Annotated in this window: 17 protein-coding genes; 11 read left to right on the forward strand and 6 right to left on the reverse strand. The window is 48.7% G+C overall.

Going from position 1 to position 17,642, the window contains the following annotated elements; all coding sequences use genetic code 11:
* Positions 1 to 30: 30 nt before the first annotated feature.
* Both pgl and zwf read right to left on the reverse strand, forming a co-directional pair.
* Positions 31 to 747, reverse strand: coding sequence for a 6-phosphogluconolactonase (gene pgl, locus ACZ5R2_RS17600; protein ID WP_464903291.1), 717 nt, complete (start codon positions 745 to 747; stop codon positions 31 to 33).
* Positions 744 to 2,246: a glucose-6-phosphate dehydrogenase gene (gene zwf, locus ACZ5R2_RS17605; RefSeq protein ID WP_464903674.1), complete on the reverse strand. Its 1,503-nt coding sequence runs from the start codon at positions 2,244 to 2,246 to the stop codon at positions 744 to 746. Before zwf ends, pgl begins: the two co-directional genes overlap by 4 nt.
* Before the next feature lie 432 nt (positions 2,247 to 2,678).
* Between zwf and ACZ5R2_RS17610 the strand changes: the two genes are divergently transcribed.
* On the forward strand, positions 2,679 to 3,422 hold the full coding sequence (locus tag ACZ5R2_RS17610) for a PHP domain-containing protein (RefSeq protein ID WP_464903290.1): 744 nt from the start codon (positions 2,679 to 2,681) through the stop codon (positions 3,420 to 3,422).
* Positions 3,423 to 3,454: 32 nt separating this feature from the next.
* Here ACZ5R2_RS17610 and ACZ5R2_RS17615 read toward each other — a convergent pair whose 3' ends face one another.
* On the reverse strand, positions 3,455 to 4,372 hold the full coding sequence (locus ACZ5R2_RS17615) for a LysR family transcriptional regulator (protein ID WP_464903289.1): 918 nt from the start codon (positions 4,370 to 4,372) through the stop codon (positions 3,455 to 3,457).
* 117 nt (positions 4,373 to 4,489) lie between these two features.
* Between ACZ5R2_RS17615 and ACZ5R2_RS17620 the strand changes: the two genes are divergently transcribed.
* The 7 genes from ACZ5R2_RS17620 (at position 4,490) to tdh (ending at position 11,681) form a co-directional block, all read left to right on the forward strand.
* A complete protein-coding gene (locus tag ACZ5R2_RS17620; protein ID WP_464903288.1) occupies positions 4,490 to 5,197 on the forward strand; it encodes a trypsin-like serine peptidase in 708 nt (235 codons plus the stop codon).
* 128 nt (positions 5,198 to 5,325) lie between these two features.
* Positions 5,326 to 6,009, forward strand: coding sequence for a spondin domain-containing protein (locus ACZ5R2_RS17625; RefSeq protein ID WP_464903287.1), 684 nt, complete (start codon positions 5,326 to 5,328; stop codon positions 6,007 to 6,009).
* Between the two features lie 10 nt (positions 6,010 to 6,019).
* Complete coding sequence (locus ACZ5R2_RS17630) at positions 6,020 to 6,724, forward strand: spondin domain-containing protein (RefSeq protein ID WP_464903286.1); 705 nt, start codon at positions 6,020 to 6,022, stop codon at positions 6,722 to 6,724.
* 87 nt (positions 6,725 to 6,811) lie between these two features.
* Entirely contained in the window at positions 6,812 to 7,543 is a 732-nt protein-coding gene (locus ACZ5R2_RS17635) for a response regulator transcription factor (RefSeq protein WP_464903285.1), read from the forward strand.
* A 14-nt stretch (positions 7,544 to 7,557) separates the two neighbouring features.
* Positions 7,558 to 8,934 (forward strand): sensor histidine kinase, encoded by a 1,377-nt coding sequence (locus ACZ5R2_RS17640; protein WP_464903673.1) that lies wholly within the window; start codon positions 7,558 to 7,560, stop codon positions 8,932 to 8,934.
* Positions 8,935 to 9,334: 400 nt separating this feature from the next.
* The gene (locus ACZ5R2_RS17645; protein ID WP_464903284.1) at positions 9,335 to 10,528 is read left to right on the forward strand and encodes a glycine C-acetyltransferase; all 1,194 of its coding nucleotides are present in this window, start codon (positions 9,335 to 9,337) and stop codon (positions 10,526 to 10,528) included.
* A 121-nt stretch (positions 10,529 to 10,649) separates the two neighbouring features.
* The gene (tdh, locus tag ACZ5R2_RS17650; protein WP_464903283.1) at positions 10,650 to 11,681 is read left to right on the forward strand and encodes an L-threonine 3-dehydrogenase; all 1,032 of its coding nucleotides are present in this window, start codon (positions 10,650 to 10,652) and stop codon (positions 11,679 to 11,681) included.
* Between the two features lie 128 nt (positions 11,682 to 11,809).
* Here the strand turns inward: tdh and ACZ5R2_RS17655 are convergent, their stop codons facing one another.
* The 3 genes from ACZ5R2_RS17655 to ACZ5R2_RS17665 form a co-directional block, all read right to left on the reverse strand.
* Positions 11,810 to 12,328 (reverse strand): porin family protein, encoded by a 519-nt coding sequence (locus ACZ5R2_RS17655; RefSeq protein WP_464903282.1) that lies wholly within the window; start codon positions 12,326 to 12,328, stop codon positions 11,810 to 11,812.
* Positions 12,329 to 12,483: 155 nt separating this feature from the next.
* Complete coding sequence (locus tag ACZ5R2_RS17660; protein WP_464919465.1) at positions 12,484 to 13,443, reverse strand: LysR family transcriptional regulator; 960 nt, start codon at positions 13,441 to 13,443, stop codon at positions 12,484 to 12,486.
* A 108-nt stretch (positions 13,444 to 13,551) separates the two neighbouring features.
* Positions 13,552 to 14,514 carry an NAD(P)H-dependent oxidoreductase gene (locus ACZ5R2_RS17665; RefSeq protein WP_464903280.1) on the reverse strand — a complete coding sequence of 321 codons (963 nt, stop codon included), beginning with the start codon at positions 14,512 to 14,514 and terminating at the stop codon, positions 13,552 to 13,554.
* A 131-nt stretch (positions 14,515 to 14,645) separates the two neighbouring features.
* Here ACZ5R2_RS17665 and ACZ5R2_RS17670 point away from each other — a divergent pair, with 131 nt between their 5' ends.
* The 3 genes from ACZ5R2_RS17670 to ACZ5R2_RS17680 all read left to right on the forward strand — a co-directional run bounded on the left by ACZ5R2_RS17670 (position 14,646) and on the right by ACZ5R2_RS17680 (position 17,585).
* A complete protein-coding gene (locus ACZ5R2_RS17670; RefSeq protein ID WP_464903279.1) occupies positions 14,646 to 15,551 on the forward strand; it encodes a LysR substrate-binding domain-containing protein in 906 nt (301 codons plus the stop codon).
* A 149-nt stretch (positions 15,552 to 15,700) separates the two neighbouring features.
* Positions 15,701 to 16,921, forward strand: a complete 1,221-nt coding sequence (gltS, locus tag ACZ5R2_RS17675; protein ID WP_464903278.1) for a sodium/glutamate symporter — start codon at positions 15,701 to 15,703, stop codon at positions 16,919 to 16,921.
* 352 nt (positions 16,922 to 17,273) lie between these two features.
* Positions 17,274 to 17,585, forward strand: coding sequence for an isoamylase early set domain-containing protein (locus tag ACZ5R2_RS17680; protein WP_464903277.1), 312 nt, complete (start codon positions 17,274 to 17,276; stop codon positions 17,583 to 17,585).
* Positions 17,586 to 17,642: the final 57 nt, after the last annotated feature.

Below are 17,642 nucleotides of genomic sequence, written 5' to 3' on the forward strand. Positions count from 1 at the left end.
CCAATTGTCGTTTTTGGACGAGCAACCGCGTTACGCGATTTTCGCCGCTGCGTCTGAATCTAAGTACCACTCCGTTACTCCAGCCAGAGACTGGATCTTAGCTGCCGGGTAAGGCAGCTCACTGGCGGGGGTAGTATGAATCTCTTCTACAATGTCTACTTTGCCCGCGCCTAGCACTAGGTAGCTGATACGCTTAGCCGCTTCGAGCACCTTAGCGGTTTTCGATACGCGGATTTGGCCTGACTCAGGGTGTGGTGCCAATACCGCTAGGTTTTGGTCTGAGTAGTCTGTTTGACCTGGGAAAAGTGAAGCTGTGTGACCATCTGCGCCAACACCAAGCAGGATCCAGTCAAACACTGGGGTGCCGTTTTGTGTTGGGATCACGTCGGTCATTTCACTGGCAAAGCGCACTGCTTCTTGCTCTGGCTGGTTTTCACCGCGAATACGGTGGATGTTCTCAGCTGGAATGTTAACTTGGCTAAACAGCAGCGTGTTAGCTTCACCATAGTTGCTTTCTGCATCATCCGGTGCCACGCAGCGCTCATCACCCCACCAGAAGTGCAGGTTCTGCCAGGCAATGCTGGTGGCATAGGTGTCTGTCGCCAGCAGTTTGAACAGCATCTTAGGTGTGCTACCACCCGACAGAGAAATGTGTACAGGGCGACCAAGCTCGCTAAACGCCTTCATGTCGTTGGCGAGGCTTTCTACTACTTGGTCAGCGGTTTGAAAGATCTTATGGTTGATCATAGTTCGCAGTAGTCCGTGTCAGTTAGGTTTTTACATGGGAATCGCCAAGCGCGCTCATCACGATAGAGGAGCACATCGGCTTCTTTGGGGCCCCATGTACCGCAAGCGTATCCAAATAGGGCTTGTGGGTCTTGTTTGAAATCTAGGATTGGTTGTACGTACTTCCAGCACGCCTCAACCGCATCGCTACGCGCAAACAGCGTGGCATCACCGTTCAAGGCGTCCAGTAGCAGTCGTTCGTAAGCGGTAAGCATATGAGTTTCTTGCAGCGAGGTATAGTGGAAGTTCATCTTAACTTCCTTGGCTTTAAAGCCAGCCCCCGGCTCTTTGAGACCAAAGCTCATCTGAATACCCTCATCCGGCTGGATGCGAATGATGAGTTTGTTCTCTGGCGCATCTTGGCCAAACACTGGATGCGGGGTGTTCTTAAAGTGGATCACCACCTCAGTCACGCGGGTTGGTAGGCGTTTGCCGGTGCGCACATAGAAAGGCACGCCATTCCAGCGCCAGTTGTTTATGTAGGCTTTCAGGCCGACATAAGTCTCGGTGCGCGAGTCTTCGGCCACGCCAGGCTCTTCACGGTAGCCAAGCAACTGCTCACCGCGCACGTCAGAGGCGGTGTATTGACCCAATACTAGGTTGTTGCGCAGGTCGTGCTCGTCCAATGGCTTAAGACACTGAAGAACTTTCACCACCTCATCACGCATCGCGTCGGCGTTGATCTGCGCTGGTGGCTCCATGCCCACCATCGCCAGAACCTGTAGCAGGTGGTTTTGGAACATATCACGCATCGCACCCGAGCCATCATAGTAGCCACCACGGCCTTCAACGCCGAGGAACTCAGCACCGGTGATCTCGACATACTCGATGTAGTTACGATTCCAAAGCGGCTCAAACATCGCATTAGAGAAACGGAACACCAACAGGTTTTGCACCGTCTCTTTACCCAGATAGTGGTCAATACGGTAGATTTGGTGTTCTTTAAAATGCTCGTGAATATCTTTATCCAGCTCACGTGCTGACGAGAGATCGTAGCCAAATGGCTTTTCAACGATCAGGCGTTTCCAGCCATCGTTTTCACTATTAAGACCATGCGTTGCCAGGTTAGCTGGTATCACGCTGTATAGGCTTGGCGGCGTTGCGAGGTAGTAAAGAGTATTGGCGGTCTCAAACTGATATTGACCACGCAGGTCGACAAGGCGGTGCTTGAGTTTGGCATAATCCGCAGCATCAGAGGTATTAACAGCTTGGTAGTGCAAGTGGTTGATAAAGGCATCCAGCGCTTCTGGCTCGGTTTGCTCCATCTCAAGCAAAGACTTCTTCAACTTTTCACGGTAAGACTCATCGCTGTACTGAGTACGGCTGACACCAAGGATGGCAAAGGATTCGGGAAGCTGCTTGTCTGCGTACAAGTGATAAAGCGCAGGGATTAGTTTACGGTAGGTGAGATCACCAGAAGCACCAAAAATCACGATGCAGCTGTTTTCAGGTATTACCATCATCTTTCCTTTCATCAGGGGAGGTGAAGAACACTTTTATAATCAATCTTCGTCAGTTTAGGTGAATGGCGATAATCTGCGCAGTTTCTACTCAGTTCACCGGCATCCATTGAGTTATCTACTAAACCTATCAAGGCAACGTAAAAGGTGACATTCGATATTAGCTATTGATTCAATAGGTTTTTTCTATAATGTCGACACTGACGTGCTACTAAATGAGGTGCTATTGTCTACGACAACTTGATACACATCAACCTTTTAGAGCTATTTTAAGTTCAATTGTATGATGATTAAGCCAAACGTTTGCGTCATGCTCACAAGTTAGGTTGCAGTGATACTTTGCTCAGCAAGCCCGCGATGATCATTAATCTGTCGTTTAGCTGGTGTACACTGAGTTAAATAAGACCAAAATCATGATTTGAGGAAAAGAAATTGCAGCTAGTTGTTGATACTCACACCCATACCTATGCCAGTGGGCATGCCTACAGTACCTTGAATGAAAATGCGGCTTGCGCCAAAGCCAGTGGGTTAAAGCTGTTGTGTACCACCGACCACGCAGAGTCGATGCCAGGCGCACCTCACTATTGGTTTTTTTCAAATCAGAAAATCTTGCCTCGCATTATTGATGGTGTTGGCATTGTCCGAGGTGTCGAAGCCAACTTACTCAATACGGAAGGGGAAATTGACTTACACCCAACCGTTGATCGCAATCTCGACTGGGTTATTGCTAGTTTTCATGAGCCAGTCTTTCGCCCAGCCAACGCCAGCACTCACACTGAGGCCCTACTCAATGCGATCCGCTCTGGCCGCATCGACGCGCTTGGGCATCTAGGTAATCCAAATTTTGACTTTGACTTTGAATCGGTGATCCACTGCGCAGCTGAGCATCAGGTGGCGATTGAGGTCAACAACACTACCTTGCTGGGTAACAGCCGTGTTGGCAGTATCGAGCGCTGTTTTGAGATTGCCAATGTGGCCAAGCGTGCCGGGGCGCCAATCACCACCGGCAGTGATGCCCATTACTGCACTGCGGTGGGTGACTTATACCTAGTCAAAGATCTCCTCGCACAAGTTGGTATTCCAGCAGAGCAGGTGATCACCGCAAGCGTTAAACAGTTCACCGGGTTTCTGGAACGACGCGGACGAGCGCCAATTGAGGAGTTTGCCGGGCTATAGTTTCTAAGATCATAGCTTCGATTTGGCGCCGTCTATTTGGCTAGGTCGAGGTGCTGGTCGATGTAATCGATAAATACGCGCAACCGAGCTGGCATATACTGGGTTTGCGCGTATTGCATCGCAATCGCGCCATAGTAGTTACTCTTAATATGCCAATCCTCTAGCACTTGAACCACGTCACCCTCTTCGAGCGCCTGCTTGATAACAAAGTCATGAAATAGGCCAATCCCCAGCCCTTGCTTGACGCCGTTAAGACGCATCTGCGAGTGATTTACCGCGTAACGGCCACTGACCTCAACGGCATGTTGCTGTTTGCCTTGAATAAATGTCCATACGTTGTCGTTGTTAGTTTCGGCTAGGTATAGACAATCATGTCCCGCTAGTTGCTCAGGATGAGTCGGTATGCCTTTGTCAGATAAATAATCAGGGCTGGCGCACAATACCAACTCGGTCTTGCTTAGCTCCTTAAGCACTAAGGCCTCATCGGGGCGGTCGGTGAGCTTGAACGCCACATCAATACCATGCTTGAACAAGTCAATCTCGCCATCCATAGCGCTTAAATGCAGATTAATGCTTGGGTATTGCTCGAGAAACGGCTTGATAAAGGGCTGCAGCACCGAGTTAAGGAAGGCTTCAGGTGCCGCGATGGTGATGGTACCGACAGGCTCTGCGTGATCGATGGTCGAGATCTCAACCGCTTGCTGGGCGGCATTGAGCATTAATGAAGCCTGCTCATAGACGCGGCGACCCGATTCAGTGACGATCAGCTTGCGTGTAGTGCGCTGGATCAGCTTGACGTTGAGGGCCTTCTCTAATCGAGTCATCAGCTTGCTTAGCGCTGAAGGCGAGACATCGAGTTTTTTTGCAGCGGCAGTAAAGCTGCCCTCGTTGACCACGAGAATGTAGGAGGCAAGGTCAGGAAGCAGTGCAATCAGCTTGGGATTTACCATAGAAAAAGGCGCCAGCAACAATCAATGCTGTGATACTAACACACTTTTTCCCCGAGCAAGCTGCGCAGTATGCGCTAAGTTTAAGACACATCTAACTGATAATCTGAGGCTTATGCCGTGAAATCTGCAACATGGAATGTGCTGATAGGATTACTTCTAAGTGCTTCGAGCCTGAGCGCATGGGCCAAATCGGCGGAGATTATTGCTATCGGGCGCCTAGAGGCAGGGCGAAAGCAGTGCAGCGCGACGCTGCTCAGTAGCCATCAAATCGTCACAGCAGCGCACTGCCTGTTTAACAACAAGACGCGCAAGCTTTACCACCCCTCCTATGTCAACTTCTATGCCGGATATCAAGATGGCAGTTATCGCTTGTCATCGATGGCCCGGAGCTATGTGATTGGGGTGAAGAGCTTTCCCTCAGGCAAGTTCGATGAAAAGTTTCTCTACAATGACTGGGCGGTGGTGACATTGAGTACGCCGATAGGGTGCAGTATTGAGCCGCTTACGATCGATCACAAGCCAGCAACACGTCAAACTATGTCGACCTTCGGTTATGGTAGCAATACTCCGCACCAGCAAGTGGCCAGTCATGGTTGTGAATACGCCCTACCACCGCGAGAAAATACCGCGCTAAGACTAAAAAACTGTCACGTCGAGTCTGGCTATTCCGGCGCCCCTCTGCTGCGCCGCGAGCAAGGAAAGTGGCACCTGGTAGGCTTAATCTCTGCTCAGGCCAAAGATTCGAAGCAGCGCCTGCGGCAAATGGCGGTGCCCTCACGTGCTTTTGCCCAACACATCAAGCCAAAGGCTTGTCGCCAGCTTTAAAGAGATGAATTAAAAGGAAGAATTATTTCGTGACGGGATTGTGAGACTTTTTTGAGAATTTGATGAGCGAATCGCTAGATTTGATTTCCATGCTTAGAGTGTTCGACAAACATAGGGATGGAATCAAGATGCTAAAACTCAATCAACTAGGATTACTTGTCTCAACCGCCGCTGTGGCGATGAGTTCATCAATCGCTCACGCGGCAGAGATGGAAATTACTATTACTAATGCCACCAAAGGCATTTACTTCACACCACTGATTGTAGCTGCGCACAACGACGACCTGTTTATATTCCGTACCGGCGAGGTGGCCTCAAGTGGCTTGGAGCTGATGGCCGAAGAGGGTGATATCTCTGAGCTCTCTGGCGTGATTGGTAATGCCGGTGGTGTAGTGGTCGAAAACCCAGCAGGTGGCATTTTAAACCCGGGCGTCAGCACCACATTTGATCTTGATAGTGGTGAATTAGATTACTTGTCACTCGGCGCCATGCTACTCCCTACCAACGATGGTTTTGTTGGCTTAGATAGCTGGGCGATCCCTTCAACGCCAGGTACTTATCACGCAGCGCTTTACGGCTATGATGCCGGTACCGAGGCTAACGATGAAATCGCAGGCAACATGCCTAACCCACCTTTTATCACTTTTGGCACTAATGGCTCGGGCCTCGAGACTGAAGTGACTAACGACAAGGTGCATATTCATCCTGGTAACCTAGGGGATAGCGACCCTACTGGCGGGATCAGCGACCTGGATAATAGCGCCCATCGTTGGCTCAACCCTGTTGCCACCATTACCATTATCGTGAAGTAAGGAGGCTGGTATGAAACATCGTATCTTACTTATCGCAGGTTCTATAGTGGCATTAGCTGGCTGTCCTGATGATGACGATGACAATAACACGGCTGCCGTTATTGACACTACGAGTCGCTTTAGCGTCCGTGTTTCTAATCTGACCGTTGATCAGCCGATGTCGCCACTCGCAATCATGACTCACAACGGCGAATTTGCCCTATTTGAGGTCGGTGGCAGTGCTTCAATTGAGCTTGAGCATCTGGCTGAAGCAGGGAGCAATGCCGAGTTGATGGCTTTGATGGATAGCGATAGCAATATTGATCACGCCGTCTCAGGTAACGGGTTGCTTCTACCGGGTAACTCAGACTCGGTCGAGCTGACTATTGATGGTGATTTTAACTACCTCTCGATCGCGACCATGCTGGTTAACACCAATGATGCTTTTGTCGGTGAAACGGGTATCTCGGTGGCGGATCTCGAGGTCGGTGAAAGCTATCAGATGAACATGAATGTTTGGGATGCGGGTACTGAGGCCAATGATGAGTTAGCCGCGACGATTCCAGGACCGGCTGGTGGCGGTGAGGGGTTTAATGCCGAGCGTAATGATGATGATCGCGTGACGTTTCACTCTGGTGTGATCTCACAAGATGATGGTCTAGCTACCTCAGCGCTTAATGCTCAGCATCGCTTCTTAAACCCAGGTGCAAGGCTGACGATTACCCGCTTGGAATAAACATTTCCCGCTTGAAAAAATAAATGAAAGAAACTCCTTCTCACCTCGGTCATGTCAGTGTGGATAAGTGCAAGGTGAGGAGGAGTCATGTTAGTGCAAGCAAACAATCAGGTGGCATCGATACTGCTGGTTGAGGATGACGACGATCTCGCCGAGCTAGTGCAAATGCACATTAAGTTTCAAGGACACCAGACCACGCGCGTCACAAGTTGTGCCCAGGCATTTGAGCAGTATGCCGCAGGTGATTTCGATATGATTGTATTAGACCGTGGTCTACCTGATGGTGATGGTCTGGATGTTTGCCAGCGTTTACGCCAAGACAATAACTGGATACCAGTGTTGGTTCTCACTGCAAGAGGCAGTGAAATGGAAAAGGTTGAAGGGCTGGAAGCTGGGGTGGATGACTACATCACCAAACCCTTTAGCGTGCTTGAGTTTCAGGCCAGGGTAAGGAATATCCTGCGCCGTTCGTGCGAGACCGTTAGCCCGCCTAAGGCGAGCGACAATGAATCAAATATCATGCATTTTGGTGATTTAACCATCACCCCCGAGTTACACCGAGTAGCTCTCAATGACAGGGAAGTCAACCTTACTGCGACCGAGTTTACCTTGCTGCAATTCCTCGCATCTCGTCCAGGTAGGGTATTCAGTAAGGATGAGCTACTTGAACATGTCTGGCATACCGACCATGCCGGTTATCACCATACAGTGTGCAGTACTGTCAATCGTTTGCGCACCAAGTTATCGCGCTCACCGGATGAGACGCAGTTTATTCATACGGTTTGGGGAGTGGGGTATAAGTTTCAGCCGCAGGGATAACGACAATGAATTCGATGAGCTTTAAATCTCGGCTGGTGATTTTTACTAGCATCTGGTTTTGCCTTGCGACAGGGGCGATTGCCGCCACTTACAATTGGCAGCGCGAGAACACCGAGCAAGTGACCAAGCAGAGTCTGCATAAAGATCTCGCCAGTCATATGCGTGATGATAACCCCTTGATGATCGGCACCGATTACAACCCCAAGGCGCTCAAATCCATCTTCCACACCCTGATGCTGATAGGTCCTGACTTTGAGATCTATTTTCTCGACAGTCAAGGCAAGATCACCACCCATGCAGCGCCGGAGGGCGCGCAGATGATGGGGGAAATTGACCTCGCTCCGATTAAGCGGTTTCTCGCTGGCGATGCCTTCCCAATTCTTGGTGAAGATCCGCGTAACCCTGAGCAAGGCAAGGTGTTTTCCGTTGCCGCTATTGAGGAGTTTGGCTCGGTGGTGGGGTATCTTTATGTTGTGATTGGCAGTACTCGACACGGGGTGATCGCCGATTCGATTGTTGGCAGCCACTATTCAACCTTAACGGGGCTGGTGCTTATCTCTATTTTGGGCTTTGCCCTTGGCGCATACTGGCTGGTCAAACGTAGCCTGCTGAATCCCATTCAAAAGGTCACTGAACAACTGCAGCAGCAGGCTGAGCAAGATTTTCGCCTCAATGCCGATTTTACTCACCAAGTACCAGAGCTGATCCCGATTGCTGAGTCGTACCAACTGATGGCCAAGCATATTCAGCAGCAGTTTCTTTTGCTCGAGTATCAGGCTTCAGCCCGAAAACAGAGCCTATTTCAGCTCAGTCATGACTTAAAAACCCCACTGTCGAGTGTGCTTGGCTACCTAGAAACCTGGAAGATAGCTCAGCCACAAAGCGACCCACTGATTGATGTCGCTTATCGTAACTGTGAAAAGCTATCTTCACAGCTAGAATCCCTGCTCGATACCGCGCGCAAAGACTCAGTCCTGCCTAGCTATGAATATCAGCTGGTGGCGATCAAGCCGCTACTGGAAGAGTGCAAAGAGATGATGCGCAGTCAGTTTTTACGCCGCAGTGTCGAGCTTGAGCTAAATATTGATAACGGCATCGAAACGATTGGCGATCGCCATTTGCTGGAGCGTCTGGTGCTCAACTTGCTAGACAACGCCCTGCGCCACAGCCCAGCCCACGCCAAAGTAGCGTGTCAGGTGACACTAGAGCAACAAACTGGCAAGATCCACTTCTCCTTCCGCAACCAAGTCGACACCGACGCCCCCAGCGGCTCCCTAGGCATCGGCACTCGCATCGTCAAATCCATCCTAATGCTCCATTACAGCGTGCTGGAAACCCATCAAACGGGCGATGAGTACGAGCAGTGCTTTTGCCTCAACGCCCCCGGCTGAAGCCAGTATCACTGCGTTCCGAGATTCGAGTTTCACTTCGTTGCGGGGTTCGAGGAGTGTGTCACGCGCATTAAATTCGTCGCCCCCCTTAGGGCTCGGCCTACTCTCTTCCTTTCATAGGTGGCTTTCAAGCTCCCTTACGTTTCTTAGGTAACTAGGAAGGTGCAGCATATGCTAAACCCCTCGCTCCTCGAAGTGCGTTGCCCGTCCCCGCGCCTCACACCTTTTATTCGTGCCTGAGATTCACGAATGCTTTTCCACCCAAGGGGATAATCCTTCTCGGCCCCTTGATTTACACTAGACTTAATTGATAACAAATAGCCTGTGATCACTGTCACATAAAGGCTCAAGTCACTTTGCTCAATGGTTTATCTGCGAGCTAATCGGGAAGGAACAATTAATGTCTTCTGCATTTTACCAACAAATTCAACAGCAGATCGAAGGTGTAAAAGCCGAAGGTCTGTACAAGTCTGAGCGCGTGATCACCTCACAGCAGCAAGCTGAAGTGAAGATCTCAACTGGTCAAGAAGTGCTGAACTTCTGTGCTAACAACTACCTAGGCCTAGCTAACCACCCAGCGCTTATCGAAGCGGGTAAAGCGGGTATGGACGAGCACGGCTTTGGTATGGCGTCAGTGCGCTTTATCTGTGGTACGCAAGATATTCATAAAGACCTTGAGCAGAAGCTATCAAGCTTCCTAGGTAAAGAAGATACTATCCTTTACACCTCATGTTTTGATGCTAACGCGGGTCTGTTCGAGACTATTCTTGGCAAAGAAGACGCGATCATCTCTGATGCGCTTAACCACGCTTCAATCATTGACGGTGTTCGTTTGTGTAAAGCGATGCGTTTCCGTTATGCGAACAACGACATGGCTGAGCTAGAGCAGCAACTGATTGCAGCTAAAGAAGCTGGCGCGCGCCATATCCTGATCGTGACGGACGGCGTATTCTCTATGGACGGCGTGGTGGCTAACTTACCGGCTATCTGTGACCTTGCAGACAAGTATGGCGCACTGACCATGGTGGATGACTCACACGCGGTTGGCTTTATGGGCAAAACAGGCGCGGGCACGCATGAGTTCCACGACGTGGTAGACCGCATCGACATCATTACTGGCACACTAGGTAAAGCCATGGGTGGCGCTTCAGGCGGTTACACCTCAGGTAAGAAAGAAGTGATCGACTGGCTACGTCAGCGCTCACGTCCATACCTATTCTCAAACTCAGTGGCACCAGCGATCGTCAACGCTTCACTGCGTGTGCTTGAGCTGCTTGAAGAGAGTGGTGACCTACGCGATCGCCTATGGGCAAACTCAGCACACTTCCGCACTCGCATGGAAGATGCAGGCTTTACGATGGGCGGTGCTGATCACGCGATCATCCCAATCATGCTAGGTGATGCGAAAGTGGCGGCAGAATTTGCTGAGCGCGCGCTAGAGAAAGGCATCTACGTTGTTGGCTTCTCATTCCCAGTGGTACCGAAAGGCCAAGCACGTATCCGTACTCAGATGTCAGCCGCTCACTCTCCTGAGCAGTTAGACCGTGCCATCGACGCGTTTATCGAAGTCGGTAAAGAGATGGGCATCATCTAAGTTGCCTGTCAGGTTGGGTTAGTTGCACTTTCGAGACAAACCCAACTACCTTGAATACGGTAAAGAGTTTTTATTGCTGTCGGTCGCATTATTTGACTGGCAGCAACACTAGGTAAAAGTTATGAAAATCAAAGCACTATCTAAGCTAAAGCCTGAGCAAGGCATCTGGATGACTGAGGTGGATAAGCCACAAATCGGTCACAACGATCTTCTAATCAAAATCAAGAAGACTGCGATTTGTGGTACCGACGTTCACATCTACAACTGGGACGAGTGGTCACAAAATACTATTCCTGTGCCAATGGTTGTGGGTCATGAGTATGTAGGTGAAGTGGTTGAAGTCGGTCAAGAGGTGCGTGGCTTTGCTGTGGGCGATCGCGTGTCTGGCGAGGGTCACATCACTTGTGGTCACTGTCGTAACTGTCGCGGCGGTCGTACTCACCTATGTCGTAACACTATCGGTGTAGGCGTAAACCGTGAAGGTGCGTTTGCAGAATACCTAGTGATCCCAGCATTTAATGCATTCAAGATCCCTGAGGGTATCTCAGACGACCTAGCATCAATCTTTGACCCATTTGGTAACGCGGTTCACACGGCATTGTCGTTTGACCTTGTGGGTGAAGATGTGTTGATCACAGGTGCAGGCCCTATCGGTATCATGGCAGCGGCAGTCGCTAAGCATGTGGGTGCGCGTCACGTGGTGATCACGGATGTGAATGAATACCGCCTAGATTTGGCACGTCAAATGGGTGTGACTCGCGCGGTAAACGTAGCGAAGGAAGACCTGAAAGATGTGATGAACGAACTGGGCATGACAGAAGGCTTCGATGTGGGTCTTGAGATGTCAGGCGTTCAAGCAGCATTCAGTACCATGCTAGAAACCATGAACCACGGTGGTCGTATCGCGCTGCTAGGTATTCCACCATCAGACATGGGCATCGACTGGAACCAGGTGATCTTCAAAGGCCTAGTGATCAAGGGTATCTATGGTCGTGAGATGTTTGAAACTTGGTACAAGATGGCTTCACTGATCCAGTCAGGTCTCGATCTATCACCAATCATCACTCACCACTACAAGGTTGATGACTTCCAAGAGGGCTTTGATGTTATGCGCAGCGGTCAGTCGGGTAAAGTGATTCTTGATTGGGAATAACATCCCCTATTATTAAAGAAACCGCCAAAAGGCGGTTTTTTTAATAGCGCTAACTACATTTAAGATAAAGGCCGCAGACAATACCGTGCTCTGTTTATCGAAAACCCGAAGGTTTTGCTTTTATCTTACTAAAAACGATAACCAAAGGTTAGAGATACTTGGTCGTACTCATAATCATCGAACATCGGTAGGTCAAGGCGCAGGTCAGTATAGAAATGTTGGCCAATATCACCGCGAACACCTAAGCCACTGAAGATAGTGCTTGAGCTATCCACACCTTCCATACCAACGAATTTAATATCTTCTTCAAGAGACGCAAAACCAAGTGCTAGGTATGGTTTTACAGCAAACCCTTCCAAATCAAACTTATAACCAATGTCGGTATCCATTTTGAAGGTAGTACCGTCGACTGAATAGCCTAATCCACTGTCTTTGTGTTTGCTAAAAGAAACGTTAATACCGAAAACACGGTTGATGTCATAACCATACTCTAGTTTGATACCATCGCCCCAGCTACCGTCTAGGCCAGGTCCGTTGATGTCGGTTTTTGAAAAACCTAAACCAATACGGTGACCACTGTTTTCGCTTGCTACAGCACCTGCTGAAAGAACAACACTGCTAATCAAGGCCGGAAGTAAAAATTTCATCTAATAATTTCCAATGTATGTTAATAGAGGCCCTTTATCTTCCATGGGGCGTTAGCTCCTTTATTTGGCACGGAATTGTATTAGGCATGCATTGTGAGTACTAATCGTAAAGTGCAATAGTCTTGATAAGTAATACTTATCAGTTGGTGGAGGGGTTACTGGTTTGCGAGGAAACGATCAACACGTTCGGTTTGGTCCTTCATTAGCTCGATGATTTCCTCAAGCAACCAATGGACTAAAGGGCTGTCGATATTCTTGGTATGGAAATGCGCGTGGATAGGGTAGACAAAAGGGTGTTCAGTGTGTTTGAACTCTTTGATATCTAATGTGGTAAAGGCGGGATATTTATCAAAGGGGAATAGATTTGAGTGAGGTAAGATCATGTCAGTTTGCTCAACCACATTGAGTATCGTCAATGCATCCTCTGCTCGTACCCCGGTTTTGATATTGATGTCATATTCTGCTAATACATTGGCCGCATAGTTAAAGTTATCATTCCATCCTGCATTCACCACGGAAGCAAACTCATACCCCTCTAACTCTTTCATACTGATGGTGCGCCCTACCAGTGGATGCCCCTTTCTTACGATCGCTTGAGCTCGTATATCAATTAACTTTTGCGGGTAGATATCTTTTGGCAGCCGGAGGTTGTAGTGGATGCCAAGTATCACTTCGCCAGTGCGAATTTTCTCTTCGGTACTTTGGTTCCACAGGATTAATTCAATGTTGGCGTTTTGCGCTTTTGCTTTGAGGCGGGCAAACAGTGATCCAGCGAGAGAACTGACGATGAGTGACGACAAGGCGATACGTACAGTTTGGTTCACTTGCTCCGGCTCAAATTTTTCCAGCGTATTGAGGGATTTGGATAAGCCATCCAAATGTGGGGCAACCTTGGTTGCCAACTCGTTAGCGAAGTAGGTCGGCTCAAGCCCTGAGGGTACTTTAACAAACAACGGGTCATCAAAGTGATTTCTGAGTTTTTTTAATGCTTGGCTAAGTGCTGGTTGAGAAATGTACAGACGGCCAGAGGCTTTTCTCATATTGAGCTCCTGATGCAGCACAAGAAAGGTTCGCAGCAGGTTTAAGTCGAGTGTTAGATACAAATCTTTCGCCATAGTAAGGAGAAACCCAAGACAAGTAAGTTATTTTAACTATAGTGGTTTTTTCTAATGATAGGTACTCAAAGCCCCACAGCAATAAAGGCTTGGGGCTATAATTTGTAGCTATCCTTGTACCGGTTCGACGACATAATGGTGCAGTTTAACGCCCGATTGAGCGTCTAGTTTCACTTGCCATGTTTCGTTGACTAGCAGGTTGATGGTCTGTCCTTCAAAGGTCGAGTGAGTGAAAGTCTCTGCTTGCAGGCGAACCCGAAGCCCAACTTGAAAAAAGTCACCATTGGGTTTGACTTCAATCTGCTCCACAATGTGCTGACAGTTTGGCTTAAACGTTTCTCGTGCCTGACCATACCAGTCGCGGAATCCTTCCACACCCTTGAAAGTCCCCTCAGGCATATTCATCACAAAGCGCTCTGCTAGATGAGGCTCATAAGAGTTGGTTTCTGCGGGTAACCCATCAAGCTGCTTGAACCAGTTGGTCACAAACTTTTCAATGATCTTCGCTGGTGATTCTGTCAGCTCAGTGACCAAGTCAGCAACGCGGTGAGCGTGTTGCTTGGCACGATCTTGTACTTCCTCAAGCTCGTTGTAGACACCGGGAATATAGACCATGCGGTGTGTATAAACCGGCTTGTTAAAGCGCATACCTGCCAGGTAGGCGGTCTGCTGTAGTGGTAAAATTAACTGCTCAATGGTGAAATGGTTATAACCGAGCGGGTCATAAGACTCCTCAGGTCCACCAATAGTGAAAGAAGTGATCAGCTCTTTGCCTTTGAGCTTGTCGCCTTTTGAGCCATAAGCAAAGTTATAGCTAAGTACATCATCAAGCCACTTCTTCATCAATGCCGGCACCGAGTACCAGTAAAATGGGAACTGTAGCACGATCACATCGGCCTTTAGCAGTGCGGCCTGCTCAGCCTCTACGTCGATTTGGTAGTCAGGGTAGAGCGTGTCTAGGCGGCGTATCTCGATGTTATCCACTTTGTTTTGTAGCTCTTCTAGGATCACCGTATTGGTGTGAGAAGAAGCAAGATCTGGGTGACCTGAAATAACAACAACTTGGCTCATGGTATATCTCCTAACTGAGTAATTTGGGGGCTGTCTAAGCGATGGAGAGAGTATATGTCGCCAAATTGATAATGATTAGATGGTGTATATCTAATATATTATTAGTCAATAGCTAATAATTGAGGTTCACAGTGAACGGCAGTACATTTAATCAGTTACGGATTTTTCAGGCGATAGCGGTTGAGGGCAGTATCACCGGGGCAGCACGAAAGCTGCAGATGGCTTCACCCTCGGTGAGTAATGCACTCAAGGCTTTAGAAGACCAAGTCGGCTTGCCTCTTTTTACACGTACCACTCGCCGCATTGAGTTGACGGAAGCGGGACAGCTTTTGCATCAGCGTACCTTTGGCATTATGAACGAATTGGCCCTCTCGTTTGAGAGCATCAGTGATTTGAGTGAGGTGCCGTCTGGTAAGGTGCGTTTGACCACGCCGAGGTTTGTCTATGAGTATCTACTGCGTCCGATCTACGCTGAGTTCTGTCAACGTTATCCCAATATCGAGCTTGAGATCTCTATCTCAGATGCCAAGGTTGATATCTTAAATCAGGGCTTTGACTTGGGTATCCGATTTGGCGATCGCGTTGAAGAGGGGATGGTGGCGCGTCAACTGACCGCTCCGATGCCAGAGGCTCTGTTTGCCTCGCCAGATTATGTAGAGCGATATGGACTGCCTCAGACACCGCAAGATCTCAAGCAACACAGGTTGATTCAATATCGATTCGTTGCCTCCAATCAAGTGGCGCCACTCAATTTAGCACAGGGAGAGAAAGAGTGGGTGGTGGAAATGCCCAGCGCTATGGTTGTCAATGATACCAACCTGATGGTCGATGCCGCACTAAAAGGAGTCGGGATAGGGCGCGTGGTTGAGCCAATGGTTGCAACGCTATTGGCTAACAACCAACTGATCCCGATCTTGCGCGAGTATTGGTATCCCTATGCTGGGTTGTATGTGTACTTCCATCAAAACACGCAAAAAGCCAAGCGGGTGCGTGTGTTGATTGATTTTCTTATTGAAAAGTCACAGGAGAAACAGTGAGTCAGTTACCAGAAATAGGTTAAAAGGTTGATTTTACAGGGTTGGTTTTCTTCACTTTTTATCACGGGCTGAATTTTAAGGGCACGTATTAATGATTTTGTGCCAGTAAACTGTGATGCAACTTTCTCATTCAAAACTTAGGTGAACAAATGGAAGTGATTGGAAATCAAGTCCTCATCGGATCGTTCTTTACTTTCACCCTGGGGATCGTGGTTCTGTTTCTCGGGCGTCGTCTGACCAAAGCAATTGGGCCACTGGCGCATTTTAATATCCCTGAGCCAGTAAGTGGCGGCTTATTGATCTCAGTGCTGATTGCAGTTGTGTTTTTTGCCTCTGGCTATGAGATTGAATTTAATTTGGTCAGTCGAGATCTGTTGCTGGTGTACTTTTTTACCACGATTGGTATCAATGCCAGTTTGCAGGACTTGGCAAAAGGGGGTAAACCCCTGTTGATCTTGCTCGCCATCACCATTGGCTACATGTTTGTGCAGAATTTTGTTGGTATTGGTGTGGCTGGGTTGTTTGAACTTCCCTCACAGGTCGGGCTGCTTGGCGGTAGTGTGTCATTGATTGGCGGTCATGGCACGGCTATCGCTTGGGCACCAAGGATCAGTGAAGACTATGGTATTGGCAACGCGATGGAAATTGGCATTGCGTGTGCCACCTTCGGCTTGATCTTAGCCAGTTTAATGGGGGGGCCGATTGCACAGTTCTTGATTAAGCGTTATCAGTTAAGCCCATCTAGCATTGAGCCATTAGATGTCGGTATTGAGGAAGGTGCGGGGCAAGGCACGATTACCGCGCATGACTTCTTGGATGCGATTCTTGCTATCCACATTTGTATCATCTTTGGTGTGTTACTGAACGAAGCGATTGAGAACATGGGTTTGCAGCTACCGCTGTTTGTCACCTGTCTGTTTGCCGGTATCATCGCCACCAACTTGGTCCCGAAATCGATCCCGCGTATCACGGGCACCCAATGGCCATCGCGCAAGCCTGCGATTGCCCTGATCTCAGAGATCTCACTCGGTACCTTCTTGGCAATGTCACTGATGAGCATGCAGTTATGGACACTCATTGATCTCGCTGGTCCAATATTTGCCATACTGGCGATGCAGTTTGTTGTCGCGGTATTGATCACCCTATTTGTTGTCTTCCCGGCAATGGGAAAAAATTATGATGCGGCTGTGGTGTGCGCCGGTTTTGGTGGGATCTCGCTTGGCTCAACTCCGACAGCTATGGCGAATATGTCCGCAGTAGCGACACGATATGGTAACTCACACTTGGCCTTTGTAGTGGTACCTCTGGTGTGTGCATTCTTCATCGATCTGGCTAACGCGCTGATTATTCCATGGCTGTTGGCGTTTTAGTTTGGGTGTACCAAGATGATGCAAAAAGCACCGCTTTTGTGCGGTGCTTGGGGGTTTTGTCCCGTCCCTTACGACGATTCTAGTTGTCGAAACGCGCTGATGATTTCCAGTAATCAGCGATAGTGATCACGTTTTGTAGCCCAGTTTTAATTTATCGGTTTCGAGGGATGGCTTTTTAATACCACTTGTTGCTTAATGCTGGGCGTGAGCGAATTTCGTTCGCCCTGAGTGCAACTTGCACTCACCCGGTGATCTAATTAGGCACAAGACAGGATTCGAGCTTGATTAGTAACTGTTTGTTTATTGGCATTTTAATTGCAGCTGCGAGATAAAGGATTGATGAGGAGTTGATATGTTCACAAAACGTTTTTTCAAAACCAAGAATGAAGTAGAGGTTACGTTTCAGTGGCCGAAGGGTGATTCGGACGTTAAAACAGTCGCGATTAGCGGAGACTTTAATGACTGGCAGGCGACCCCGCTGAAATTGAATCGTCAAAAGGTCTTTACCACCAAGATCCGCTTACCAAAAAATGCACAATTCCAATTCCGTTATATCCTCGATGATTCAGTGTGGGAAAACGATCATCAGGCAGATGCTTATGTGCCAAATGGCCAAGGCAGTGACAACAGTGTCATCAATACATACCAAGAGGTTGAGGCGTAATTGCCAAAACACAAAACTCTTGCGGTAGCATCGTTATAAAAAACAAGGAGCACCACA

This window comes from Vibrio sabulosilitoris (assembly GCF_055391395.1).

Bases quoted from the DNA above. Each gene is read 5' to 3' on its own strand.
- pgl (WP_464903291.1), bottom strand. From the start codon at position 747: ATGATCAACCATAAGATCTTTCAAACCGCTGACCAAGTAGTAGAAAGC.
- zwf (WP_464903674.1), bottom strand. From the start codon at position 2,246: ATGGTAATACCTGAAAACAGCTGCATCGTGATTTTTGGTGCTTCTGGT.
- ACZ5R2_RS17615 (WP_464903289.1), bottom strand. From the start codon at position 4,372: ATGGTAAATCCCAAGCTGATTGCACTGCTTCCTGACCTTGCCTCCTAC.
- ACZ5R2_RS17625 (WP_464903287.1), top strand. From the start codon at position 5,326: ATGCTAAAACTCAATCAACTAGGATTACTTGTCTCAACCGCCGCTGTG.
- ACZ5R2_RS17630 (WP_464903286.1), top strand. From the start codon at position 6,020: ATGAAACATCGTATCTTACTTATCGCAGGTTCTATAGTGGCATTAGCT.
- ACZ5R2_RS17635 (WP_464903285.1), top strand. From the start codon at position 6,812: ATGTTAGTGCAAGCAAACAATCAGGTGGCATCGATACTGCTGGTTGAG.
- ACZ5R2_RS17640 (WP_464903673.1), top strand. From the start codon at position 7,558: ATGAGCTTTAAATCTCGGCTGGTGATTTTTACTAGCATCTGGTTTTGC.
- ACZ5R2_RS17645 (WP_464903284.1), top strand. From the start codon at position 9,335: ATGTCTTCTGCATTTTACCAACAAATTCAACAGCAGATCGAAGGTGTA.
- tdh (WP_464903283.1), top strand. From the start codon at position 10,650: ATGAAAATCAAAGCACTATCTAAGCTAAAGCCTGAGCAAGGCATCTGG.
- ACZ5R2_RS17655 (WP_464903282.1), bottom strand. From the start codon at position 12,328: ATGAAATTTTTACTTCCGGCCTTGATTAGCAGTGTTGTTCTTTCAGCA.
- ACZ5R2_RS17660 (WP_464919465.1), bottom strand. From the start codon at position 13,443: ATGGCGAAAGATTTGTATCTAACACTCGACTTAAACCTGCTGCGAACC.
- ACZ5R2_RS17665 (WP_464903280.1), bottom strand. From the start codon at position 14,514: ATGAGCCAAGTTGTTGTTATTTCAGGTCACCCAGATCTTGCTTCTTCT.
- gltS (WP_464903278.1), top strand. From the start codon at position 15,701: ATGGAAGTGATTGGAAATCAAGTCCTCATCGGATCGTTCTTTACTTTC.
- ACZ5R2_RS17680 (WP_464903277.1), top strand. From the start codon at position 17,274: ATGTTCACAAAACGTTTTTTCAAAACCAAGAATGAAGTAGAGGTTACG.